This window comes from Xylanibacter brevis P6B11, assembly GCF_000621825.1.
Taxonomy (GTDB): Bacteria; Bacteroidota; Bacteroidia; order Bacteroidales; family Bacteroidaceae; genus Prevotella; species Prevotella brevis.
Genome location: NZ_JHXG01000009.1, coordinates 204,416 through 230,424 on the forward strand (window position 1 = coordinate 204,416; position 26,009 = coordinate 230,424).

Consider the following 26,009-nt stretch of genomic DNA (forward strand, 5'->3'; position numbering starts at 1 on the left):
GTTTTATGGTTATCAAAAAAATTCTCTGCAAAGATAACAAATTCTTTCTATAATCCGTACTTTGCAGAGAACTAATTTCTAGTTAAAAAATGTTTTAGTCATCAATATTCAAAAGACGACCCGCCCAGGAACTCGCGCAGCAGCGACGTTGGCGGAATTTGGTCTTCTGGTATTGGCTTAATATATTTCAATAACTTATGCAATCGGTAGGCCTCCGAGTACTCCGGACAGTTCTCGGGCACCTGTTCCAACAACGGCTCCGCCTGACTTTTTATGACGGCCAACTCGAAGAGCATGGCCGAGTTGAACATCTGGTCGGCATGTTCCTGGAATGGAAATATCCACGTGTTCTCGCCTCTGCGCACCGAAGGCCAACGGCGAATGGTCTCCTGTGCCGATACGCCACGGTACTTATGGTCGCGCACGATGCGGCGCAACAGTCGGTTGTCGGTGGTAGCAATGTAGTTATGACTATCCAGCAGCAGGGTGGTAAGTGCCGATGCATAAACACGATAGATCTGTTCTTGTGGCACACCTGCAGTCAGTTCTGGGTTGAGGGCATGAATACCCTCCATCACCAGCACCTGGTCGTCTGCCAGGCGCAGTTTCTTGCCACTTTTCACGCTCTTTCCTGTCGGGAAGTCATAACGAGGCAGTTCCACCTCTTCGCCCCTGAAGAGAGCATTCATCTGTTCGTTCAGCAAGGGCAGGTTCAGGGCATGAAGGTTCTCGAAATCATAGTCGCCAGTCTCATCTCTCGGAGTTAGGTCGCGGTCCAGAAAATAGTCGTCCAAGGAGATAGGTACCGGTTTGATACCATTCGTTATGAGCTGCACCGACAGACGTTTGCAGGTAGTGGTCTTACCGCTCGACGACGGACCGGCAATCAGCACCAGTCTCACTCCCTTTCTGTTGGCTATATCATCAGCGATCTTAGCAATCTTCTTTTCCTGTAGGGCCTCGCTCACCTGTATCAGCAGGTTGCTGTAGCCATTCTGGATAGCCTCGTTCAGGTCGCCCACGGTTCTCATGCCCATCAGCTGCTGCCAGCGGTGGCTCTCCTTGAAGATACCAAACATCTTGTCTTGCATCACCAGCTCGCCCAGCTCATTAGGGTGTTGGGGCTGCGGTATGCGCAGCAACAAGCCATCGTAGTATTTCTCTACGCCAAAGAGGTATAGATTTGACGTGGTGGTCAGCAGCGAGCCGTAGTAGTAATCATAGTAACCATCTATGTCGTAAAGGGTGGTAAAGATCTCGCCACGACTCTTCAGCAACTTCACCTTCGACATAGAGCCCAAGTCGGTGAACAGGCGGATGGCCTCTTCGGTGCTGGTTTCATGGCGATGGATAGGATAGCCCGCATCCACAATCTCCTGCATGCGGCGGCGTATCTTGCCGGCATCCTCTACCGTGACGGGGCGTCCCAGGTCCAGATCCACATAATAGCCATTCGACACCGGAATGTCGATGCTCACCCTGCATGGGTTGTAGAGGTCGTGACAAGCCTTACATAATACAAAAAATAAGGTACGCGTATATGTACGTATGGCCGTGGGCGAGTACATATCCAGAAACTCCACTTCCTTGGGCTTATACACACGAAAGTGGATGCCCTCTATTTTATTGTTGACACGTGCACACACAGGACCATACTCCATCGTCAGTCCTGAAATCTTAAAGATGTCCAGCAGGTTGCATCCCATGGGCACTTCAAGCATTTTTCCTATGTTCTTACAGAACACGTTTATCTTTTTCTCCATATCTTTCCCGTTTTGATTAGTAGTGGAAAATACGCTTCAAAATTACAAAAAAAAAGTCATATTACCACATAATTAAAATTTATTTATTAAATTTGTCCCCAAATTCATAATCAAAAAAAACATTTCAACGTTTATGGTGATTACACTATTCACGATGCTCGGCTCACTGGCACTTCTCATGTTTGGTATGAAGTCCATGAGTGAAGCCTTGCAGAAGATGGCCGGCCCTCAGTTGCGTCACGCTCTGGGAGCTATGACTTCCAATCGTCTTACTGGTCTTCTTACAGGTTCTGTCGTAACGGCCTCTGTACAGTCATCAACAGCCACCACTGTGATGACTGTATCGTTTGTTAATGCTGGCCTTCTCACATTGGCACAAGCCATCTCGGTCATCATGGGTGCAAACATCGGAACCACGTTTACCGCATGGATTATGGCGCTGGGTTCATCGTTCGACATCAGCATTGTCAGCTACATCGGTTTCTTCCTTGGCATCATCATGATCTACATGAAGAAGCACCGTTACATCGGTGACTTCCTCTTTGGATTGGGCCTTCTGCTGTTAGGACTCACCACGCTGCGTCTCACCGGCCAGGCCATGGACTTGGGCCACAACCCCGACGTGCTCAACTTCTTCGAGTCGTTTCCCACCGATTCTTATCTCACCATCCTGGTGTTCCTGCTCTTAGGTGGCGTGCTGACCTTCTGCGTACAGTCGTCGGCAGCCGTCATGGCCATCACCATGTTGCTCTGCGGCAGTGGTGCCATGCCTATCTACATGGGTATTGCCTTGGTGCTGGGCGAGAATATCGGCACCACCATCACGTCAAACCTGGCTGCACTCTCGGCCAACACGCAGGCCCGTCGTGCCGCCTTGGCCCACATGTTCTTCAACGTGTTTGGCGTCATCTGGATACTTGCCGTGTTCTATTGGTTTGTTGACGGCGTTGTATGGGCCGTAGATTATATTGGCACCAACGCCCTGCATCAGGATATGGTCAACATGGCAACCGACAAGAAGCTCACGTTCACGCTGGCAGCCTTCCACTCGGGTTTCAACATTATCAACGCTAGCATCCTTATCTGGTTTATCCCACAGATTGAGAAGTTCGTTTGCTGGGTTATCAAACCCAAGAAGGTGGACGAGGAAGAAGACTTCCGTCTGCACTTTATCACCGCTGGTTTCATGAAGACTCCCGAGCTCTCCGTGCTTGAAGCCCAGAAAGAGATTCGTGCCTTCGGTCAGCGCATGCAGCGCATGTTTGGCATGGTACAAGACCTGCTCAACATGTCGTCTAGCACCACCAACAAAGACAAGAAAAACAACGAGAGCGATTTCAATAAGTTGTTCACGCGCATCGAGAAATACGAGAGCATCTCAGACAACATGGAGCTCGAGATTGCCAAGTACCTGGAGAGCGTCAGCGATGCTCACCTCTCTGACGAGACCAAGGCAAAGATTCGCGCCATGCTTCGCGAGGTCAGCGAGCTGGAGTCTATCGGCGACTCGTGCTTCAACATGGCTCGCACCATCAACCGCAAGTTCAGCGACAAGAAAGACCACTTTATCGAGAACCAATACAATCACCTGCACCAGATGATGGGTCTCACCGATCAGGCGCTGACGCAGATGAACCAGCTGATGAGCGGTCGCAAGGAAGCCTACGACGTGAACCGCACGTTCAACATCGAGAACGAGATCAACAACTACCGCAACCAGCTGAAGGCTCAGAACATCATCGATGTCAACAACCACGCTTATACCTATGCCGAGGGTACCATCTATATCGACCTCATCAACGAGTGCGAGAAACTTGGCGACTATGTGGTTAACGTGGTAGAGGCCCGCATGGGACTTAGATAAAAGCGACACTATTCTATACGTTTAGCGGCACTATTCACACCGAATAGTGCCGCTAAACTTTTACTTTGACGGTGTTATTCTTATGCTATTGCATCGATTCTAGACTCTAGAAATGCCGTTTCTAGACTTTAGATCTACCAATTCTAGACTTTAGAACTGCAACGTCTAGACTCTAGAATGATGCTTTCTAGACTCTAGACGCGAATCAATAGTTACACTTTTGCAGTATAAAAGTTATGCTTTTGCTATATAAAAGTTATGCTTTTGCTATATAAAAGTTATGCTTTTCGCCCGCAAAAGTTAAGCTTTTCAATTACCAATTCTCTGCATGAATGGCAGTGTCTGAGCCTGTTCCAACATCATATCTGCCAACGCAGCATTTGCCGCACTCTCACCATTGATGGTATCAAAAATAGCTTTCAGACCTTCACGCCCTCCATCGTGCTTCAACACATGGACCAAACAAAGATACTGCAAGGCAGCACTCGAGGAGAGAATGTCCAAGTCGGTAACAGCCAGTTGTGAAAGAGCCAATTGATAGGCCTCATCAGAATTCTCTTCTATGAAACGTTGCACATCACTGAGCGTTACAAGTCCGAAAGACTCAAGAACCGGCAGGAACGGCATCAAAGAGACGGGATAAATCTCTGCCTGATTAACAGCAGCAATGCGTTTATTCAGCCTGTCGAAGGGAGCCAAGTCGAGATAACTGCGAAACGAGTCAACCGACAAAGGAACCTCATCAAGCTGTCCATCCTTTACCAGCGAACGAATCTGACGCCTATAGTCGGTGAGCACCGTACGCAGACGACTGAACTCATCGTCAATGAGTTCCAACATGCCTGCCAAACGACTAAACTGCCGCGCATACTCACGGGGAATCTTTACATCGCCCTTATAACGTATATCGTGTTCGATGGTCGACCACACATGCTGCAATCCTGTGCGCATCTGCAGTTCGAAACGCGGTCCGCCACTCTTCATTCTGCAGATATAGTGCAGCGAGTTATATCCAAAAGAATCCAGTTGGTGCAGTTTACGTTTGTCAACACTCTCTTTCCAGTCAATGTCAAAGACACTCTTGGCTATAGCTGCCACCTTATCCACATCATCAGTATAGAAAGTGATGACGCGCATGCCTACCAGATCGGTGATATCATCAATACTCTTATACTTCGCCCCTTTCAGCTCCAGCTTACCAGCCAGCGAATTCTCAGCCTTCACTCGATATTCAATGGCAGTGACATAGATGCCCTGCTCACGAAGCGCACTACTCAAAACTTCGTAGGCCTCTTTTGCCAAAAGCTCAAGCGAGGGACGCCGTTCGCGATACTGCTGCATCAGTGCCTCGCCATGCGAATCTAATGTCACATTCTTTCCCATTGCATGATGATTTACTTAAACTCAAACAGATTAATAAAGCCAGTCATGGCGAAGACAGCACGAATGTTGTCTGAGATACCTTTAATATATACATGGCCTCCCTTTGCCTTGGTATTTTTCAGAATTCCAAGGAATATACGCAGGCCACTCGATGATATATATTCCATATTCGTGCAGTCGATAATGACGTCCTGTCCATCGCAGTCATAAAGAGGCTGTATGGCCTTTTCCACCTCTTGGGAAGCCGCAGTATCGAGGCGTCCCTCCAGAATGGCAATCAAATTACCATCTTGTTTTTGAATTGTTGTCTTCATTGTTTTTATACTTTTAATTATTTTTTCTCAGTTTCTTTCTCAGCGTCAGCACATTGAGATTGTCCACGCGCTCGTAGTTCACCGAGTCCATGATTTCACGCACCAGATGGATGCCCAGTCCACCTATGGGGCGGTCTTCTGCATCCTGATGGATGTCCACATCCTCCATGGCTGTAGGATCGAAGGGAGTGCCGCTGTCTATGATGGTGAACTTCAGACGCACATCGTTTGTCTTAGCTTCAATAGTGACATCGCCATGCGTTCCTTCCGGATAGGCATAGTTCATCACATTGACCACGGCCTCTTCCAATGCCAGGTTCATTTGCATCGTCATGGCGGGGCTGAAGCCCACCACCTCGCAGACCTCATCGACAAAGGCTGTCAGCTTTGAAACCTCCTGTATGTCATTGAGCAAGACGATGCGCTTACTGAATCTCACGTCTCTCTCCAGCTTGGTGTATTGTATCGCCATCATTGTCAGGTCATCGCTCTGCTCGGCTTTGTCCACAAACTGATGGACGGCATTGGTCATCATGTCTATCAACTGCTTCGGCTCGTGCTGCTGATGGGCCAGAGCCTGTGAGGCCACCTCTTTGACACGTTCCATACGGAACAGATCGTGATTGGCATTCTCGGCCTCGGTCAGTCCGTCTGTAAACAGGAATATGGTGGTACCCGTGAAGATCTGTGTTTCCTGCAGCGAGTACTTCCAGTCTTGCATCACACCGATAGGTATATTAGCATCGCACGTCAACGAGCCCAAGCCGGCGCCAGCCAATAGCGGAGCGTCGTGTCCGGCATTGCAATAGCGCATACGCCCTGTAGGCAGGTCGAGCACACCCACAAAGAGTGTCACAAACATGTTGGTATCGTTGGCATCAGCAATAATCTCGTTCATGTTCGACACGATGCGGTCTGGCATCGCCTCGCGTGCCGACACCGTTCGGAAGATGGAACGCGTCACGGCCATGACGAGTGAGGCAGGAATACCCTTACCCGACACGTCGCCAATGCAGAAGAACAGCTTCTCGTCGCGGATATAGAAGTCGAACAGGTCGCCACCCACATCCTTCGCTGGTGTCAGCGAGGCATAGATCTGCACATCGTCGCGGTCGTCCTTGGTGGGGAAGTTCTTAGGCAACATGCCCCTCTGTATAGCGCTGGCAATGTGAAGATCGCGCTCAATGGAGGTCTTCTGTGCCGTGGTGTTCTTCAGCTCGTCGATGTATTTCACCAGTGATTTCTGCATACCAGCAAACGACTGGCTCAGCTGTCCTATCTCGTCGGTACGTTGGATGTCTGGCAACTGCGTCTCAAAATTGCCCGAAGCAATGGTCTCTGCCTCATCAGCCAGACGACGCAGCGGACTGAGCTCGCGGGTAATCACTTTGATAAAGATGTAGAGCATGAGCAACAAGCCCACCACCACGATGCCCATCACGGCGTGACGCACACGGTCGAATCCACCGAAGATATCGCTCTCCGGACACACGATACCCATGCTCCATCCCGTATCTGCCAACGGTTTATAGAACACATAACAATCCTGTCCGTCGATGATCATCTGCTTCATGCCTTCCTCACCACGCTGCATAGCATGTCCCAGCGCCGTCAGGGCGGTATCTGGCTCCAACAACGTCTTTGTAAAGATGGTCTCGCGCGTAATCTTAGTACTGTCAGGATGCACGAAATAGGTACCGCCACGCCCTATCATGATGCTGTAGGAGTTGGGGTATGGTTTCACTGCCGAGATGGTCTGCGAGAGCCAGTTCAGCGATAAGCTGGTGTTGATGACACAGATCACCTTTCCCTCGTTGTCCATGATTGGGTAGCAATAGCTGGACACCATCTCACCGGTGTTCGTTGACATATCAACATCTACATAAGGTTCGGTCCAGCAGGCATGCTTAAAGAGCTTAGCCATCAGATACCAGTCCATATAGAAATACTGGAAGCTGTCGCTGCCGCCCAGCGAGGTGCGTATGGTCTCACCCATTTTGTTGTTCTTGGGTGTGTCGCGGCGGGAGTAGGCCGAGAAATAGCGGCCGCGGTCTTTGAAGAAGTCAGGCTCGAAAGCGATAGAACAGTTGTAGAAGTCTGGGTTGTTCAGCAGCATGGCCCTACTGTACACAAACATCGAGTCGGCCTTGTCAGGATGGCGCTGCACCAGCCATTCAGTCATCTTCGAAGCCACCTCCACACGGTTCATGATGCCCTCCACGCGCAGCGAGGTCTTGTCCAGTATCTGTGTGGCACGGTTGATAGCCTCTTGACGGATAGCCTCGCGCGACTGATAGAACAGGAAGCCCAAGGCCGTGATGAAGATCAGGGCAGCAAACATCACCACCCACAGACTGACCCTGACAGAGAGCTTTCGGCGTATATACGATATGATTCCATCCATAGCCCTATTCACTTTTCACTGATTAACTCATTGTATGTCACCTCACGTTTCAGCATGTGGTTCTCTCGCATCAACTTGCAAGCCTTGCGCACCATGTCGGGGCGCAGTCGGAACTCACGACGTTTGGACTCGCGGTCCACCTGCATGCGCAGCACATCCTTGAGCATCAGCTCCTGAATCACGCGGTTGGTAGGTATGCGGTTCTTTTCCACATACTGCATCACGATGTCGAGTGTCTCCTTCGGATGACGGGCAGCCCACTCCCACCCTTGCCGACTGGCTTGGGCAAACTTCTTTGCCAGAGCGGGATGCTCCTCGTAGAAATCACGCAACATATAGAGACCGTCTTCCTGCACGTTATAGCCGTGGTCACAGAAGCGGTACACATTATCTTCGGTCATCACCACGCCGGCCTGCACCAGCTGGTAATACTCGTTATAGCTCATGGCCAGCATGGCATCGAGGGCACCTGCCACAAAAAGGTTGATATTCTGCGCAAAGCGTATCCATTCATAGTCCAGGTGTTCCTTCTGACTCATGCAGATGGCCAGCTGACCGAAGCCCACACTCCAGATACCCACACGTGCACCTTTATGCTTCAGCGGGTTACGATTGCGTGCCGAGACGATGACCATGGCATTGTTCATCGAGGTCTGCAGGATATTCACCAGTGGTGTTCCGGCATCAATAATCTCCAGAGCCTGACACAGCTGCAGCGTAGTGGCCTGGCACACGTTCTTGCGCAGACGGCTCATGGCCGGCTGTGTAGAGGTGGGATGTTCAATGCGCACGTTGACCCCGGCCTTACGATAGAATCCTTTTGCCTCGGCCACATAATAACCGGCAAACTGTGCCTGTGCCGTCCATTGGGGCGTAAACACGATGGTTTCGTCCTGGGCACTGGCCATCTGGGGCAACAACAGGGCCACCGCCAGCATGAGGTATTGTATCTGTTTCTTCATCCAAAGACTTGTTTGATGAGTTGTTCAAATTCTTGATAGGCGGTCGTGCCATCCAACTCGCGGAGGGCATCGGCCAGTCCGCGGTAGTGCCAGGCATGTTCCTGAGGGTCGGCCGTGCGGAACAGCTGCCACAGGCGGTCGTTCTGTGCGGCATAGTCGCGTGCAATGGCTCGCATGTTCGAGAGTTTATCGCCCAGCGCCACCATCTTAGCATCCGTAGAGGCCTGCGCCAACCGGTCGATGGCTGCCTGCTTGCGGGCGTGCCAACTGTCTTCTCGCTTCATGCCATCCATGCGTATGTCGGTTTCGGCAGCCACCAATGCTGCCACACGCTCGCCAAACTCCAGCCGTATCTGCTCGGTGGTCACGTCGGTATCTTCCACCGTGTCGTGCAGCGCGGCAGCAGCCAACAGCTCCTGGTCGGGCGTCATCGTGGCCACAATAGCCATGGCCTCCAACGGATGTACGACGTAGGGGAAACCCTTGCCACGCCGCTCAGTGCCAGCATGAGCCCGTACGGCAAACACGATGGCGCGGTCGAGAAGATCCGTGTTCATTGGCTTATTTGGCATATTGTTTTAGTGTTTCATTGTTACTGATAGTTGTTTTCCCTGGCTGATAGTCTTCATCCCATATTTTTAGGCGAAAAGAGGCACTATTCTTTCGGAATAGTGCCTCTATATCAGCTGTTTATCGTCGGCTCACAAATGGAGGAGGCACGTCACGGCGGATGCTTAGTACCCACTCATCACCCTCGGGGTGATACTCTATGCGGTCTGTATGGTCGCCCATCACCCACACCAGTCGATCGTCGATAGCACGTCCACCGTGGCGCATGGTCACCGTCAGGAACTTCTCCGATCCTTCGGCGCTCATCAGACAGTCGCGACCCTTCAGTTCGCCCAACACGATCTCCACCAGCTGCTCAATGATGCGCAGTGGTACCCTGTCTGGCTGCAGGTCTATGACGCGGTGCACAAAGTCCAGCGCCTCCTCGTCCTCTTCTGGTATGTAGGTTTCTATCTTCATCATTAGGCCTATATAATTTAGCTTTTAGCTGCGTCAGATTAACACCGCTTTTCATTAGGATGTATAATCATTGGCAAATATACACAATATTTTTCTTCCATCACACTTTTTTCTCAAAAATTTTTAAATTCATGAGTATGCTCGCAAAAAGTATGTTCGTCTGTTGTTCTGTCTTAGAAGTCTAGGCGGTAGAAGATGTTGGGCAGCGAGATAGAGCTCTTGTCTATGCGCACGTCGTTGGTACCCAGATCATAGCGCTGGTATATGGGAGTCTTGGTGCCTAAGACGTTCAGTCCCTCGAAGGCGATGGTGTGACTCACGCGACGCTTGTTGATCTTATAGCTCACGGTGAGGTCAACGATGCCCGTTGGGTCAAAGCGCTTGGTGAAAGCCTCATCATCCTTATAGATGGGGTTATCGTCTATCTTACCTTCGGCCACTCTGGCGCGCATCGCGTCGATGTCAACAGGCGTGTAGCGCAGACCACCCTGGATGCTATACTTAGCACTGACGTTCAGTACGTTCTTGCCTATCATCCACTCCTTACCGCCCAGCACCTTCATCATGAAGCCGCGGTCGTAGAGCTGATTGCGCCAAACCTTGTCCTGTCCCTTGTACTGCGACTTATACACAGAGACGTTAGCCTGTCCGAAGAAACCGTGATACATATAGTGTTCCAAGGTGATATCGCCACCATAGTTACGCGTATTACCCTTGCCCACCAATGCCTCTTCTGTATAAGAGAACAGGCGGTTGGTCACACAGTAGGTGCTGCCAGGTGCCGCTCCCACGGGGGTGTCGAAGCCATACTCATAGAACGCATTCAGGCGCAGCGTCAGGTTGGGGTTTAACTTATACATATAGGTGGCATGCAGGTGGTGCGCCTTCGACAGGTCCAGATCCTTGTTGGGCATACGACCAAGTTCGTCACGATAGAAGTAGGTGTCCAGTTTCTCGATCATAGAGTGCAGACCATAGCCCAGCGAGATGCTATGCTTTTCGGTGGGATCCCACTTCATGCTGACGCGCGGCTCCACCGAGAAGTCCTTCGAGAGCAGGAAGTAGTTGGCGGCCACACCAGCCGACAGGCTCAGCTCGTCGCTCAGCGTGAACAGGTTCTGCCAGAACATGTTTGCCAGGCCCGTGTTATCCTTCATCTTGGTATATTCTACCATCGGGTTCAGCGTGTCGTAGAGCTGGTCGTGAGAGCGATAGTAGAGGTTGAAGAAGCGGTGTGAATATTCGGCGCCAAACTGTGTCAGCCACTTGGCCGTCAGCTGTTTCGACAGTTCGGTGTTGATCATCAGTCGGTCTTCGTTCATCTGCTGCTGACTGAAGGGGTACTTCTTGCTCTTGGGATTATCGGGATCTTCAAAAGCCAATGGAGATACAGGAACGCCATTAGCGTCACGCCTCAGTCCGAAGTAGAACATATCGCTCTTCAGGTGCTGCATGTTGTAGGCCGCCGTGGTGCGCCAGGTCCACTTATTGCCAAAGTGAATCTTGTGTGACGCGCCAGCCAGAATCTGCGTCAGCTTACCCTCGTTATCCGAGGTGTCATAGACGGCGTTCACGTCTTCCAGATCCAACGGGTCATCGTAGGTGCTGTCGTGAGACGCCAGTCCAAAGAGCGAGAACGTGCCCGCGCGCTTGGTGGGGAAGTTCAGCTTGACAGAGAAATCCTGGAAGCCCATGTGCGAACCGTCCATGTCAACCAGTCCCAACTTATCTACCAGCGACGTGAAGCCATATCGGTAGTTCACGATATAGCTGCTGTTGTTCTTGCGCGAGATAGGACCTTCGAGTGTCAACTCCTCAGACACGGTACCTATCTGCAGGATATTCTCATGTTTGTTGTTGTTGCCGGCACGCATCTTCACATCGAACACGCCACTCAGGGCATTGTTGTAGTTGGCGTTGAAGGTAGAAGTGAAGAAGTCTGAGTTGCCAATCACGTTAGAGTTCAGTGCGCTCACCAGACCGTAGCCCGCACTCCACAGGTCATTAAAGTGGTTGGGGGTGAACACCTCCACACCCTCGATGCGATACTTCATGCGCTCGGGGGCGTTACCGTGGATAGACAGTCCGCTACCATCGGCCTCGCCCGACACACCGGCAAAGGCCGTCACCAGACGGGCCGGGTCGTTGTAGCCACCAGCAAAACGGCTGGCCTCTTCCATCGACAGCATCACACCGCCAGTCAGCACGGCAGGGTTCACGGTGGCTTCCTTGTTCACGCGTGGGCGCACCACCACCTCTTTCAGTTCGGTGCTGTTCTCGCGCAGTGCTACGTCGAGCACCACCTCCTTGACACCCGAAATCAGGATTTCCTTCATGATGCTGGGCTCATAACCGATATAGTTAGTCTCAATGGTATAGCGGCCGCCCTGCTTGACATTGATCGTATAGTTACCATCAATGTCAGTCACGGCGACCGCATCAGCTAACTCCACAACTTTCACAGTCGCTCCTATCAGAGTCTCGCCAGTAATTGCGTCTTTCACGGTACCACGCAGAGTCTCTGCTTGTATATCTATTGTGCCGCAGATAATCAGGATGGCGGCAATCATCCATTGTCTTATTGTATTCATCAGATTGTAATTTATAGATTTTTTGCAAAGTTAACAGTTTTTCTTAAAATACGTTTATTTTATATGTTAAAAATGAAGTTTTTGTGAAAAATAAATGAATTTAAGGTGTTTTTCCGTTCGAAAAAGGTGTGGTAACAGTCGCAGACCACTCATAACAACAAGCTCCGACCTGGCACTCGTCCGGGTCGGAGCTTATTGTTTTCTGTACTATCTATCATTCAGAATCAACATCTCCAATGCTGATCGTATCACGCTTATAATCTGTTACCTCAACAGAACCAGAGACCATCAGCACTGGTCCTTGAAGCTGGAAGATGCGCGAAGTGGGTTTTATATATTTCTGTTTCATGAGGGTATAATTCTAGTTACATTACCGTTATCAAGCTTATAAAGCGAATTCTTGCCTATGTTAATATTCACATCATACTCATAGCCTTTCTCCAGCACGGCGCCAAAAGGAATATAGGCCTTGCCATTGTGCACCTCGCTACCGTTGCTGCTGATAACGCAAGTCAGTTCAAGATAGGTATTGGCAGGCGCCCCCGAACGACCCCACGCCGTGAGCGTTTGAGGAAGCAGGAAGAGATAAGGAGCTTTGGAATCACCCAAAGGTACATAGGATTCTATTCCCAGAATCAAGCCCGCACCTGGAGTCAAGCCCGCACTTGAATAGAGAGTATAGTTGGACTTAGTAGTATCCAGCGTCCACGACAAGGTTTTGAAATAATAGTCGCCCTCACTCGCCACATTGCAGAGCTTCACCTCGCGCACCGTCAGCGTATAGTCAGCCAAATTCTTGGCTTTCTTCACATTGAAGCGCAAAGCACTGCATACGTGATCAAAGGTAAAAGAGAGTTTGCCACCCGTTTCAGCATACGTTCCGCTGGCAGTAGCCACCAACAGGTCTTTCTGGTGTGAGGCTGATTCAACGACGGAGAAGTTGATGTATGGTCCACTCGTATTAAAAGTCACTTTCTCCGAACAGGCATACCAATCCACTGTATTTTCCGTTCCTGGCCATCCTATAGCACCACCGCTGACCTTCCAGCCCTTCTCACCATCTTTCGTTGTCTCTATAGAAGAGCCGTTTGTTAGCAGCTCTGAACCGTATATATAGTTCAGATAGAACTTATCAAGCGAACTAGCAATAGCAGCCCTTGTGATACGACGACTTTCGCCAGGTTTCTCATAGGGAGTTTCCGACACCTCGAAAGACAGCGCACGCACTTCAGGGCGCTGCGGTGTGGCGTCGTTGTCATCGCTGGAACAGGCAGCCATCGTGGTTGCTACCAGCATCAAAGAGAATAATTTCAATAGTTTCATCACATTAATTGATTGTTATGGTATTTGTTGGTAATTGTTTTATCCTCACCGCATCATTGAAGGTATATACGCGATGATTTACAGCTTCATAGTACTTCAAGGTCACCTTCTCGCCTTCCTCACGACCATAGACAACCATACGTCCGTTGGCATGCGCCACACCGCGGCACTCACCGCCAACGAAGGCACCCATCATGTCATCACTGGAAGTTTCCATATCTACATTGGCCAAAGGGGTTGAGTCGAGCGACAGGTTCATGACAATAGGATACTTAGCGGGTCCTAACGTGAACTTTGGAACAAAATCCTCATCAATACCTATCACCTGATCTGTCCTATACTGGAAAGACGCAGAACGTGAGAACACGTGCTTTAATTGACTATTATAATACTTCAATGTGACGTCCATCCACTCCTCGTCCGTTTCATTACCGAAAACCTTCATAAGATAATAATCGCAACTGGAGCCGGGGTCATCGACACTGATAGCAGGACTGGCCAGCCCACGCAATTCGTCTTCCACGAAAAGAGCCATCAAGTCATCCTTACTGGTATATTCTTGCAGCTCTTGCTCAATCTTCACCAGTATAACGACCCAGTTCTCGAAGCTTTGCGATTGTGGCTTCTGCCAATTGGGAGTTTCTTGATTGAAGTTCCAATCCATCTGCCACGCGGGCGCCATCGTTGTGTTCTCCAACGTATAGCTCAGGGAATTGTTGCTATCGTCATCACTATCGCAGGCTCCCATTGTGAGTCCTGCCAGCAGAATTGCGACAAAGGAAAAGATACGATATTTCATAACTTATTTGATTACGACTTTATTACCATTATATATATATATACCTTTCTTCGTAGGACGCTTTGGCAACTGTACACCATTCATGCTATACCACTTGCCGTCGGCATTGTCACTACGTGCAAAGCTGATTGTTGTAGGCTGGTCAGGAGAGCCCACCACAGCATTAGCACGGAAAGACATCTGCTCCATCGTGCTTGCTACAATCTCATCATCGCGTTCAATAGCGAACCATATGCCCGTCTGCGCTTCACCACTGATGCTGAGATAGAAGATAGGAGCATCCGTGTGGTCCTTTGCAAGCAACTGTGCTGCCTTGGCCTCTCCAACCTTTTCTCCATTAGCGTAAGCCACCAGACGATCGCCTTCCTCAAGACTGAAGCCATCGACTACAGCCGATACATTCATCGTAGAACGAAGCTGAGCAGAAGGCGCCCTGAACGTTGTGGTGTAGTTCCACTCATCAACAAACGTGCTTCCAACCTCGAAGAACGGATAGCGGAAGGTTATGGGTGTACTGTTCTTGCGAAGTAGCATATAGCCCTCGCCAGGTTTCATATACTGCAGACTACCACGCCAGCGCCCTGTGCCACCGGTTAGTGCGAAGTAAGCAAACTCATTGTGGCTCTTCACAACATCACCCACCTCAGCTTTGTCGTAATAGTCACTCAAGGCAGTCTCAACACTCAGGTTCATCATCGGCGTATATCCAATACCGTTCCACCCGTTCTTCACCTCAATGGTTCGCTGGTCGGCTGCCTTAATGATACTTCCTGAAACAGGGAAGGAGATATCATTCTGCACCTTGATAGCGTAAGCCTTACGTGTAGAGAGCATGACATTATTCAAACCACCTGACGACAACCAGTGTCCGTTAGTATAAAGCAGCGTCAGATCAGTATTCATATCGGTCAGCACGTCGCCCTCGCACCATGGCAGTCCGTCGAGGAGATTGTTCAGATTGAATAGTTTCTCACTAGACACGTTGAACGATACCCAGTTCCAACCTTTCTTCAAGTTGAAGGTTTGGATGAAGCTCTTAGTACCCTCGAAGCGCACAGGCTTGTCGATGCCAAGGACAGTAGATTTCTTAAACTCCAACCATTCCTGACCATCGGCTCTCAACATCTGCTCCCTGCCAGTAGAATACTGCCATAACTTGAAAAGCAGCTTACGACCATTAGGGATGTTGTCATAGACAGTCAGATAGAGACCATTATCATCAGTCTGAGCCGAATGTCCGATATGAGCAAAGCCGTGGCACTGCCCCTCATAATCGAATGCGCCAATGATGTCACGCGTGTCAATATCAATCTCGTCGTTGAGGTACACTTGACCTGTGATATTCATAGAGTACTGAAGCAGGTCGCCAGGAATATCGAGTGCCCAGTTAGGTTTCTCTGCCTCAATGGTAACGTTCAGATAGAGTGGTTCCCTGACACCCTCCTCGTCGGAGAAATAGATAATCTCATCATACGTACCAACATTCAGATTTCTGCTCACCGTACCAGTTATAAGCGCAAAGTCATTCGGACCGACGATATCGCTGTATTTTTCCAGTTGCAACCACTTCGGACAATTCTCTATCGTATAAGTGTGACTCGCAGCACTGTTATTCCTAATGCTCAGGTAAACATCATTAAAGCTATTTTCTTGTGTAGAGATTGTCTTTGTCTCGCGGTTAGGCCACCATTCCAAATTACTGTTGTTCACGTAATAGCAAGCTGTCTGAGGCGATGCCATTGCATTGCCGTTCTTATCCTCGATATCACGCAGAGTAACATAGATGTTACAACGATTGATGCGCGAAGTCTGTTCGTCGATGCTCACAAGTACCTGATTGTCTTTTCCCACATAACTGTAGGTCAGGTTCTTCAGTTCCTCGTATGGCACCACAGGTGCAGCCGTCGTACCATCAATATGTGCCTTGACTGTCTCGATGCTCACCTCGTCGGCAAACGGATAGTCGCGCACTGGAATGGACGTCGGTTCCTTTGTCTGCGGGTCTAACTCATAACGAGTGTCGCCCTTCTCATCCTTATATATCTTTCTGCTATATGGATAAGGTACAAGTTCGATGTCATTATTCGACTGACGTTCCTGGTGGTCGAACGACAGGTAGGTCAACAGTCCGATCTCATCACCACAAGGACTCTTCGACGAGTAGTTCTTGATCATTGTTGCTGGCAGAGCCTGCTCGAAGAGGCACAGCTCATCTATATAACCTCTCAGCCAATTGCGAGTATCGACTGTTTCAATCTTTCCCTGTTCATTCTTCTTGTCAGAGAGCGCTGCACCAACAAGAGGATGTCCGCCACTGATGCCTCCCAAAGAGTCGGCAGCAAAGCTGGCGCGCAGAACTGCATCCACATAGATGTTTGCCACGCCATGAGAGCGTTTCACCGTCATGGCAAAGTGGTGCCACTGATTATCGCTCCAATCGCCAGGCACTTCAACACCCATTCCATGAGTTCTATACATCAGTTTCTCTGCCTCAAAAGCAATATTGAACTGGTTCCTTGCATTGTCTTCGTCAGCACTTCCAGCACCATTACTTAGCAATACGCCTCGGCCTTTTGAGTCAGTCTTGAACCAGAACATCAACGTATAGTCTTGTTCAGCTGTTCGGTTCAAGGTATTCTGATTGAGTGCCAGTCCGCGATCTTCCCAGTCCAGGTAGAGCGAGAATCCGTGTGGCATGGCCCACGATGCACCCTTCAACTGTGCATTAGCGCCTTGCGTGTGGTCCATAGCATAGTCGCCGTGTCCTTCGTTCATCGGGTAATAATCCACAAGACCAACTTCGTATCCTGTCAGTCGACGACTACCATAGGTCGAGCCCAGCAATCCGCCAGTAAGGGCGCGATACCACAAGCGAGCCTCCATCATACGTCCTTCGTAGTATTGACTCTTTGTGCGGTCTGTCTCATTTGTTCTACCAAAGATAAGTGGTCCTGTGCCGGTATAAAGCGTCGTCATCTTAGAGGTACCGATTTCTTCTCCACCATTGTAGAATGTCAGCACACTATCTTGACTAATGGTCATGGCAACCTGTGTGAAACCACCCTTGGCGATGGCCTTGGTCGAAGTGTATGTCTGGTCGTCAACAACAGCCTTCAGATGATAATCCCCTGTCAGCCACAGTTGAAGTTTCTTGCCATTGGTGCCATGCGAGAACAACGGCATTTCCCTGCCACTTTCATTTGGTTTAATCATCATGTCAATGGTCAGGTTCTTACCATTGAAATTGCGTTGAGCCTCACTCTCCACGCTGGCATTATTGCTAAACTCCAGACTTACCGTCTCAGTTATATTATCGTTGTTCACCTCACCCTTTACCTCGAAATTGGTGATGTCGTTCAGATAGTTGTATTCTATATCCTCAGAGAAGTTGAACACAATATTGTCTTTATTTGTTATGGTACCATCCTTAGGCTCTGGCATTCCAAACAACTGTGGCCGACGTGTATCCTTCACACCGCTGATGATTCGCGAAGGCGTAGTCAGGAACGAGTTACCATCACGACAATAGAGCACGGCCCTAAGGTCGTAGGCTTTTTCCATCACCGTTCCTTCACCATAGAACTGTGTAATGATGTTGCCATTCTCTGGAATCATCTCACGTACGCCATTAGCTTGAGCCATCAGCGTTGAGTCGGCATAGTACGAACACAGGTTCGTCCAACTGTTTTCGCCGCGCATCGATTCTTTATACTGGAACTCGATGTGGTCAAAATTCTTCTGGTGCTTGTTGAATCCGTCAATGGTGATAGGAATGAACCAGCCACGCTTCTCGTTCCATGGCGCATCGGTATTCATGACCCACTTATCGCCTGGCGATGAGATATTCACAGACCCAGCCTGACGCAGATAGTGTACATCGAACTTCACCTTATTCTGTGTATTAGCGAAGTCAGAGTTGGAGGCTACGCCAAGAGTGATACCCTCATAGTCAAACTCACTACCAGCATATACCTCCATGGTTTTCTCCACCACTTTGTTTGGATAAAGAACAATGGTTACGCCATTGCCGTTGAGCGGTGTACCATCCACGTAAATCTTTGCGCCATTGGGGTTCGACGTTTCATCAAGGAAGAAGGAGAACAATGTCAGGCCACCAGTAGCCGCTTCCGGTTGCTCGCTCTCGTTGGTCAGATATACCTTGAAGCGAGCTGGGTCATTAATGGCTATACCACTCAAACTCTGTCGGTCAAGCGTAATCTTTGGATTACTGATTTTCTTTGTACGTTCATCGAGCAGCGTTCCCGGACGATAGGCCAGCGTGCGTCGCTCGTCTTCCCATGGATTACAGGTTGCGCCACTACGTGTGCGATAGATGAAGCTGCGTGGATATATCGCATCTCTATAGTCAACGCCCCCACTCACGTGGTGGTTGACACACTCCATCCAGTCATCGAAATTAGCATTGTGGAACACGTCAAAGTTATCTGCATTCTCTGACTTCAAAGTATCGTTAGCCAGCGTTCTTACACGGAACACATCCAGGTTCAGATGGCTCTTGGGATCCATTGATATTGTAAAGCTCTCCTTACGAGTGAAGTTATGGGTTGTCCCATAAGTGCCGATACTTGAGTAGTCGATCACAGGTACGATACCAAACTTGAATGCCACTCCAGCAAATTTCATCTCTACACTGCCAATGCCAGCCTTGTTATTCTCCTTTACGCCATCCTTAACAACCTCGCCAAAGCCCAGTTGCTTTGACAGCATTTTAAAGACAGATGCCAGTGCGGGTTGCGACAACAAGGTAGCGCCTGCCGCTGCAAGTCTGTCGGAACTGTCAGTTCCATCATCGCCAAAGTAGTCGGCCGTAGTAAACGGATAGTTGATATTCTGTGCTACGCTATATTCGCTCTCGAACGTTTCATTATACGTCACCTTGGAACCACCGTCCACGTCGTAGTTGGCAACAAGATCATAGGCGCTCAACTTCTCATATTCGTTCTCACCTATCATCTTCACCCACGCCAAGAACACATTCTGTTTCTGCGCCAGTTCGTCGATTCCTCCTGTCACGCCCGTTGGACGAACAACGTCGTATTCCACGCCAAAGTCCTCGTGTGTGGGTTCCACCTTTGACCAATAGACGGCCTTGCCCGTAGCATCAGCCAACTTTTGCGCCTCATCCTTTGTACCGGTGAATAGCATTGCGTGGATTTCGTTTGCCAACTTAGGCAGCAGCTCTGACACGATGTACTTCTGCGAGTGTGCAAACTGCGATGTCACTTGTGGACCATAGGCCAGCGATTCGTCGCGTACCAAGTGATATACAGAGTCGTAAGCGTCACGTCCTTCAGCAATATGTACCAGAGAGCCGTACTTCAGCGTATTACCAGTTGCCAAGGTACTGCCACCCAGTCGTCCTAACATGTGTTTGTAGATACTGTCGGGAATAGCACGAATTGTGGACATCGGAGTAACAATCATGTTCTGTACCACGCCGATATACACGTCGGCATCAGCACCCACCATCGTAGGAGCACTACTGGTGGTGATATCCTCGGCCACGTTCATCGTATAGGAATAGCCCTTCTTACCCGTGCCACTGAAGATAATATCAAGGTCTATCCAGTTCTGCGACGAGCCTGAGTTTATCAGACCATACTCGGCTACACCGGCTATAACGCCCGAATAGTTATCCAGTGCGGTACCCGTACCAAACGTCAGTTCCACACCAGCCTTGAACTTCATATCTACGGTATAGTTGTACTTCAGTTTTGATCCCTTCGACAATGTTGCAGTGGAACTGCCGCCTGGCGGGTCACGCAAGATATCGATCAGGAGTGGTTCGTCTGTAGAGATGGCATCCTTTGAACCACCGGTGGCAAACATGTTCAGGATATAGCCCTTCAAAGGTTCTGCCTCATAGGTGGTACCGTCTTGTTCCAGTGTCATGGTCACAGTACGCAGGGCATCATCCTTAGTCAATAGGCGCGTGGTTTGTTCTGCTTCCAGCAGGAACACGCCCTGGCCTAGGCTATCAAGCGTCACAAAGTCTTGATGAAGACCGTTCTTCATGCCGTTGTGAACAATCACCTTTCCACCGCCAATTCTTACCAAATCTTCCTTCTTACTACCCTTCACGCCGTTCCACGGATAGCGCTCCACAACAGAAATCTGAATAGGATACTTACGTTCCAGGCTGAATACGGGATAGCCGAAGGTATAGTATGCACTGCTGCTCAACAAGGGTTCTGGCCCATGGTCTTCTTCCGGCTTATTGTCGGCATCTCCCCTACAGGTCAGCGCCAGCTCACCCAACTGTACCTCATAGCCCTCATAGGTGCCGATATTACCCCAGTTGGTCGTAAGAATTTCCAAGCGGAAGAATTGATAGAAATTGCGGTTGGCAATCTTATAACTATAGGTTTTGAGATTGTAGGCCTCTATGCCAGCATCGTTGGTTTCATACAGTGTTGTCCACTCATCAGTCTCTGCAGCACGAGCCAGCAATCGCATACCCTTGGGATTGCGTCCATCGTATTTTTGACTATCATTGCCGGTAGTCAGGTCGAGCGAGCTTACGCTGACAGGTTTATCAGCTTTGAAGTTGACCCACCAGTTACTAGAGTTGGAGACAACACACCACTTGGTGTTTGAATCTCCATCAAACAGGTTAGCATATATATCCGTTCCTATTCCCGCATGGCTTGCCTGTTGTCCATTCAGTTTAGCTGTGTGAGTATAAATGTCGAATGGGTTTGTGTAATTCGAATAGCCGTCATACTTCTGACCAGCTAGCGGAACCTCTATCTTATCACCGCCAAGTGTCTGGGCCATATAGCTCTTATCGCCGAAATAGTCGAACGTATCATACCCCAACTGACGGTAAGTAATCTCTACAGGAGCATGATAGATGCGGTTATAGCGATAGTTGTAGATTTCAGTAGGCTGATAAACGCCGTGTCCATCAACATCGATGAAAGAGCCTTCATACTTGATGGTGTCGGGGATAAGACATTCCGTGAGGTCGATAACCTCGCTCACCTGGCCATCCTGGAACAGTGTGGAGTAGCCCTCGCAATACACCTGCTGCACCTTCCATCGCACAGGTGGCAACATGAGCACATACTCGCCAGTCAAGGAGTCGGGCTTTACAACCATACGTTTGCGCTGCATCTCAACGGTGGTCTTATGTCCGCCACCAGCGGGATGATCGAACGTGATGTTACGCTTCGTGACGCCGGTGTTCTGGTTGTCATAGACCAACCATGATGTATTATCGCCCTCCAAGGTGAGTACCATTGACAAGTCATCTCCAAGGTTGTTGCGCGACAAGTTATTGTCCAAAGGCAAGTTGCCTTGGTCCTTACCGCCAACCACACGACCTGTGAGTTTCACCAACGTAGAGTCGTAGAAATAGGTCTTTCCCACCTTATCGGTCAGCACCACGCCATCCGCACTCTTATACCAGCCGCCGTTGGTGAAAGTGTGATGATCCATCACGGCCTGAATCTTGCTAAGCGTGTTATTAAGCACCTGGAACTGAACGTGTCCCTCGAAGTCGGTTTCTACATAGTCGCCCTTAGCATTGTGAAGCAGTTTTCCATTCACACGGAAGCGTACGCCCTTCACAGGAATGCTCGTACCATCGTACATCACATAGGCATTGAACTGAAGACCATTCGTGATCGTAAAATCTTTTACCGTTTCATGATTAGACGTGTTATTGAAAGTCACGGAAGACTGACCGTTTTCCAACCTGATATTACCCGTGGAAACAGGAGTCACTTCGTAAGAGACACTCGTCTTTCCGAAGTAAGACAGGTCGTCGGCCACGAAGTAACCACTTTCGTCGGTCTTCACCTTTCTGATGGCATCTGGTTGCGCACGGTCTTCCTCCGACGTGGGGACTATTTCCACAACAATACCATCCACACCCGTGCCATCATTGAAACGCACATAACCCTCCAAGAGTCCGGTGTGCTTGCAGGCACCCTCTTCCACTTCAGTCTCCGTATAGCTTATGCCCTCGCAGTCATTGATCGCACGTACCTTATATTCATAGTCCATCAACGGAGAAACGCTTTTATCCTCATAGCTTTTCTGGTCGATGTTGCTCTCCACCGTTGTCCAGTCGTTGTCGCCGGCACCTTTCTCACGACGCAACACCATGAAGTAGTCCACAGGATTTTCATCGGTTTCCCAAGTCAGTAGCACACTGCTCTGACGAGTCTCGGTCTTAAGTGTCTTCTCTATCTTACCCATGCTTTCATGGTAGAACGTAGGACATGTTGACGCAGACGTAGCCGAGTATGCATAGAAAGTCGTAACAACAGGAACAACAGTTTTGTTTTCCTTCTTCCATCCGCCACCAAAGGCGTTAAGCAAAGCATCGGCATTCATATCATTATCTGCACCTATATTCAGGACATCCATGACAGGTAGGATAGCACCACTTTTATTATCCCATGAACCGCTTAGCTCACGATTAAAAATAACGAGTGCGTCAGAGTCATAGGTGCTACGATACTCAGCCTTAACCTCATCAAAATCATGGTATGAGACACAAGTAGTAGAGGCGTCGTTGTACCCCCACTTATGTATTGTGTTGTTACTTTGATTATACCAAAAACTGAATGCAGCATGAATTATACCACTGAAACTAACATACTCATAAACACGATGCAAGGTCCAACTTCCACCATGTCCCCATCCAAACACAGCGCCACCGTAAGAATCACTTCCAACAGCATAAACATAGCCATACGACTTACAGTCTTCCATGACGATATTAGCACCATGCGTATGTCCCACAACACCGCCAACATAGTTCTGGACGGTCACAACTCTGTTTTTCAGATATAGATTTTCAAGTCTAACCGTTGGAGAACCTTCTAATGAGCCCACGAGACCAGCTGAATGATTACCACCTTTCACCTCTCCATCTACAACCAAGTTCTTGATAGTACAGTCCTTGGCATAGCGGAATGGTGCAATATAAGCCTCGCTACCTCCTTCTATTTTCGCTGTGAGAGTATGGCCATTTCCATTGAACACACCACGGAACGGATAGTTCATGGCACAGCTATAGACGGTACTGAAGTCTGCATCCATGATGGCATTAACATCGCTATTTCCCTTAGCAGCTTCCACTTTGGCTCTGAATGCATCCCAGTCACTACTTGTACGAAGCACCATATACTCCGCGCCATCAATGGTGACCGTACTCTTATCTGGTTCGTAAGCCATGGAGCAATAGCTGTTAATCACGGTCAACTTTGCATTGCCTCCATATCGGGCATAGGTTGCGCAGTTCTGTTTCTGCGTAGATATCTCGGTAGGTGCAAAATAGCAATTAGACACTGTGGCAGTGGTGTTCGGATTCATATAACCTATGAGACCACCGTTGGCATAGCAATTATCACCTGTAAACTTACCACCAAAATAACTATTGGTAATGGACAGCGTACCAGAGGTCAGATAAGCAACAAGACCACCATTGGTGGCATCACCAGTGATGCTGCTATGGACGGTTGCTGTTGATGCACAATTCTCAATGACGTTCGTGCCACCAATAACGCCGGCAACGATGCTCGCGGTGAACTTACTCGACGAGGAGAGATTGCCTTTGACTTTCAGATTCTTGATAGTGGCATCCTTAACATAGCGGAACGGTGCACAATAGTCTGCAAAACCAGACATATTCACGGTCAGCGTATGGCCGTTGCCATCAAAGTGTCCGCGGAAGGGAGCCGTACTAAAGCCCACACTGGACGTGATTGTGATGTCGGCATACAGGCGCGCGTTGATGTCGCGCTCACCCTTGGCACTGGCTATCTTCTCATCGAAGGTCTGCCAGTCGGCAGCACTGCGAATAGGGAAATAGTAGGGTTCCAGCTTGTCCCATGTACACAGGGGCGAGGTACCACGGTCCACAAACATCTCAATATGATAGTCCACACATGGACGCGAGAGACTGATCACCTTGTAGCGATTGTCGCGTTCATCGGCTGTAAGCACATAGACGGCAGTATCCACGGGTTCTTTCTTTCGGTTGACCGATGTTACGCGCAACTTCATCTCCGCACGTTTGTCCCATACTGCATTGTACTCATCGCCATACTCCCAACCTACACGCACAGTATAGGCTCGCTCATCTTCCCATTTAGCGGTATAGTTGGCAATGGTCAACAGGTGTATATCATCGACTACACACGAAGCTGAAGCAGAAGCAGGATTGCCATTCCATCCCCATGTCTGGGTAGCAGTGCGACGTATGCGATAGGTCAGATGTTCCAACGTGCCCCCTCCCGTCAGATGTCCTTCGGCAATGGCATCCACAAGGGTGCTGTCGATATAGGTATAGTTTTGTTCGTCGGCGGCAAATTCAACTGTTCCGATAGTGGTAAAATCGCTTTCTTTACCCGTCAGCGAACGCTGCACCTCAAAGAAGTCCACATCCATCAAGTCGTTTGCGTTGGGATACAAGATGTTCCACATCAGCTTTACCTTTGCCTTGTGGTCGCCCATCGGTGTGGCAGTGAAACCAATAGGCGCATGAATCATCTTCAGATTCTGCGTCTTTGATGGTATGTTCTCAATCAGGTAATTATTATTGTCCCTATAAGATACTATGATACGGAAATTGTTATGAGGTTTTGTCGCATCAAGATAAATAGTTCCACTATTCATATTGGTGGGCAGAGACTCGCTCACCACCTGACCATTGTCGCCGGTAAATTCATAGCGTGCCGACGTAATGTTCGTAGATGCAATGAACCAAGGAATCTCCAATTTTCCCTGTTCACTATAGGCCAAGGTAGCCTCAGTGACTTGCGGAAAAACCACATCGGCAGCTTTTGGCATGGTAATCGTTACGTCGTTGAGTCCCTTCACATGCTCTTCACTACGACCGTTTCCGTCGCGTTTCACATCCCACGTAAACGTCAGTTTCTTACCAAGCATGTCGTAAGGCAGGCGCCACACGGCATAGATGGCATAGGTCTTTCCGTCAGAGTTTCTATAGATAAGACGTTCTATATCCCCATTTGCCGACGTCAAAGTGAAGTGGTTGGCCGAATTACCCTGAGTAACATCGATTTCGCCCCCAACTCCGGTTGAGAAATGAACCCAGATGTCCTTGCTGTCACTATCGGTATCACCATTACGATACCAGTGGAACAGGGTTTTCGTCTGTCCATCCCACGACACCTTCAGATAACCATCGTTCACCCAGCAGTCGGCACTTTCTTGATCATATACGGGCACTTGAATCTTAACCATGTTCGTACCGTTGAGTGTAACACTATAATTATAGGTTTCATCAACGTAAGTAGCCATAGCCTGCTTTGGCACCAACCATACGAATAGTGCCACCAGCAACATCTGCCACTGTTGCACAAAAGCGGATTGATATTTTGTAGTCATAGTAAGAAAGGTATAAATATCGTATTCACTAGTTAATTTTTGCAAAGATATATAATTTATTTTAATTACAATGCAAAACAACCCACTTTTTTACGTATAAACCGCATGGAAAAGCCACGCAAGTTTTTCCAGTTATCTACAAAATATTCTTGTTTGGAAGTAAATATTCACACCCTACCACCCGTTTTT

The 26,009-nt window shown here is 49.1% G+C and carries 13 protein-coding genes; 1 reads left to right on the top strand and 12 read right to left on the bottom strand.

All coding sequences use genetic code 11. The features are described 5' to 3' along the window. Window positions 1-101 precede the first annotated feature (101 nt). Window positions 102-1,763: a nucleoside kinase gene (locus tag T496_RS0106180; RefSeq protein WP_027449973.1), complete on the bottom strand. Its 1,662-nt coding sequence runs from the start codon at window positions 1,761-1,763 to the stop codon at window positions 102-104. 133 nt (window positions 1,764-1,896) lie between these two features. Here T496_RS0106180 and T496_RS0106185 point away from each other — a divergent pair, with 133 nt between their 5' ends. Further along, window positions 1,897-3,627, top strand: coding sequence for a Na/Pi cotransporter family protein (locus T496_RS0106185; protein ID WP_044110736.1), 1,731 nt, complete (start codon window positions 1,897-1,899; stop codon window positions 3,625-3,627). 309 nt (window positions 3,628-3,936) lie between these two features. Here T496_RS0106185 and T496_RS0106190 read toward each other — a convergent pair whose 3' ends face one another. The 11 genes from T496_RS0106190 to T496_RS0106240 all read right to left on the bottom strand — a co-directional run bounded on the left by T496_RS0106190 (window position 3,937) and on the right by T496_RS0106240 (window position 25,820). Continuing rightward, complete coding sequence (locus T496_RS0106190; protein ID WP_027449975.1) at window positions 3,937-5,010, bottom strand: GTP pyrophosphokinase; 1,074 nt, start codon at window positions 5,008-5,010, stop codon at window positions 3,937-3,939. A gap of 11 nt (window positions 5,011-5,021) precedes the next feature. Next, window positions 5,022-5,324 carry an STAS domain-containing protein gene (locus T496_RS0106195; RefSeq protein WP_027449976.1) on the bottom strand — a complete coding sequence of 101 codons (303 nt, stop codon included), beginning with the start codon at window positions 5,322-5,324 and terminating at the stop codon, window positions 5,022-5,024. A 13-nt stretch (window positions 5,325-5,337) separates the two neighbouring features. After that, a complete protein-coding gene (locus T496_RS0106200; protein WP_081783573.1) occupies window positions 5,338-7,728 on the bottom strand; it encodes a SpoIIE family protein phosphatase in 2,391 nt (796 codons plus the stop codon). Window positions 7,729-7,736: 8 nt separating this feature from the next. Beyond that, a complete protein-coding gene (locus T496_RS0106205; RefSeq protein WP_027449978.1) occupies window positions 7,737-8,690 on the bottom strand; it encodes an ABC transporter substrate-binding protein in 954 nt (317 codons plus the stop codon). Next, window positions 8,687-9,262 (bottom strand): HD domain-containing protein, encoded by a 576-nt coding sequence (locus tag T496_RS0106210; RefSeq protein WP_231478015.1) that lies wholly within the window; start codon window positions 9,260-9,262, stop codon window positions 8,687-8,689. The genes T496_RS0106205 and T496_RS0106210 overlap by 4 nt, the downstream gene beginning before the upstream one ends. 118 nt (window positions 9,263-9,380) lie before the next feature. Beyond that, window positions 9,381-9,722: a hypothetical protein gene (locus T496_RS0106215; RefSeq protein ID WP_027449980.1), complete on the bottom strand. Its 342-nt coding sequence runs from the start codon at window positions 9,720-9,722 to the stop codon at window positions 9,381-9,383. Between the two features lie 170 nt (window positions 9,723-9,892). Next, window positions 9,893-12,310 carry a TonB-dependent receptor gene (locus T496_RS0106220; protein ID WP_027449981.1) on the bottom strand — a complete coding sequence of 806 codons (2,418 nt, stop codon included), beginning with the start codon at window positions 12,308-12,310 and terminating at the stop codon, window positions 9,893-9,895. A gap of 214 nt (window positions 12,311-12,524) precedes the next feature. Next, complete coding sequence (locus tag T496_RS15310; protein WP_262499094.1) at window positions 12,525-12,659, bottom strand: hypothetical protein; 135 nt, start codon at window positions 12,657-12,659, stop codon at window positions 12,525-12,527. After that, window positions 12,656-13,633, bottom strand: a complete 978-nt coding sequence (locus tag T496_RS0106230; protein ID WP_081783574.1) for a fimbrillin family protein — start codon at window positions 13,631-13,633, stop codon at window positions 12,656-12,658. The genes T496_RS15310 and T496_RS0106230 overlap by 4 nt, the downstream gene beginning before the upstream one ends. A gap of 4 nt (window positions 13,634-13,637) precedes the next feature. Next, window positions 13,638-14,432, bottom strand: coding sequence for a hypothetical protein (locus tag T496_RS0106235; protein WP_155808709.1), 795 nt, complete (start codon window positions 14,430-14,432; stop codon window positions 13,638-13,640). 3 nt (window positions 14,433-14,435) lie between these two features. Further along, on the bottom strand, window positions 14,436-25,820 hold the full coding sequence (locus T496_RS0106240; RefSeq protein WP_155808712.1) for a LamG-like jellyroll fold domain-containing protein: 11,385 nt from the start codon (window positions 25,818-25,820) through the stop codon (window positions 14,436-14,438). Between the last annotated feature and the right edge of the window lie 189 nt (window positions 25,821-26,009).

Coding starts and splice junctions, on each gene's coding strand:
- T496_RS0106180 (WP_027449973.1), bottom strand. CDS start 1,763: ATGGAGAAAAAGATAAACGTGTTCTGTAAGAACATAGGAAAAATGCTT.
- T496_RS0106185 (WP_044110736.1), top strand. CDS start 1,897: ATGGTGATTACACTATTCACGATGCTCGGCTCACTGGCACTTCTCATG.
- T496_RS0106190 (WP_027449975.1), bottom strand. CDS start 5,010: ATGGGAAAGAATGTGACATTAGATTCGCATGGCGAGGCACTGATGCAG.
- T496_RS0106195 (WP_027449976.1), bottom strand. CDS start 5,324: ATGAAGACAACAATTCAAAAACAAGATGGTAATTTGATTGCCATTCTG.
- T496_RS0106200 (WP_081783573.1), bottom strand. CDS start 7,728: ATGGATGGAATCATATCGTATATACGCCGAAAGCTCTCTGTCAGGGTC.
- T496_RS0106205 (WP_027449978.1), bottom strand. CDS start 8,690: ATGAAGAAACAGATACAATACCTCATGCTGGCGGTGGCCCTGTTGTTG.
- T496_RS0106210 (WP_231478015.1), bottom strand. CDS start 9,262: ATGCCAAATAAGCCAATGAACACGGATCTTCTCGACCGCGCCATCGTG.
- T496_RS0106215 (WP_027449980.1), bottom strand. CDS start 9,722: ATGATGAAGATAGAAACCTACATACCAGAAGAGGACGAGGAGGCGCTG.
- T496_RS0106220 (WP_027449981.1), bottom strand. CDS start 12,310: ATGAATACAATAAGACAATGGATGATTGCCGCCATCCTGATTATCTGC.
- T496_RS15310 (WP_262499094.1), bottom strand. CDS start 12,659: ATGAAACAGAAATATATAAAACCCACTTCGCGCATCTTCCAGCTTCAA.
- T496_RS0106230 (WP_081783574.1), bottom strand. CDS start 13,633: ATGAAACTATTGAAATTATTCTCTTTGATGCTGGTAGCAACCACGATG.
- T496_RS0106235 (WP_155808709.1), bottom strand. CDS start 14,432: ATGAAATATCGTATCTTTTCCTTTGTCGCAATTCTGCTGGCAGGACTC.
- T496_RS0106240 (WP_155808712.1), bottom strand. CDS start 25,820: ATGACTACAAAATATCAATCCGCTTTTGTGCAACAGTGGCAGATGTTG.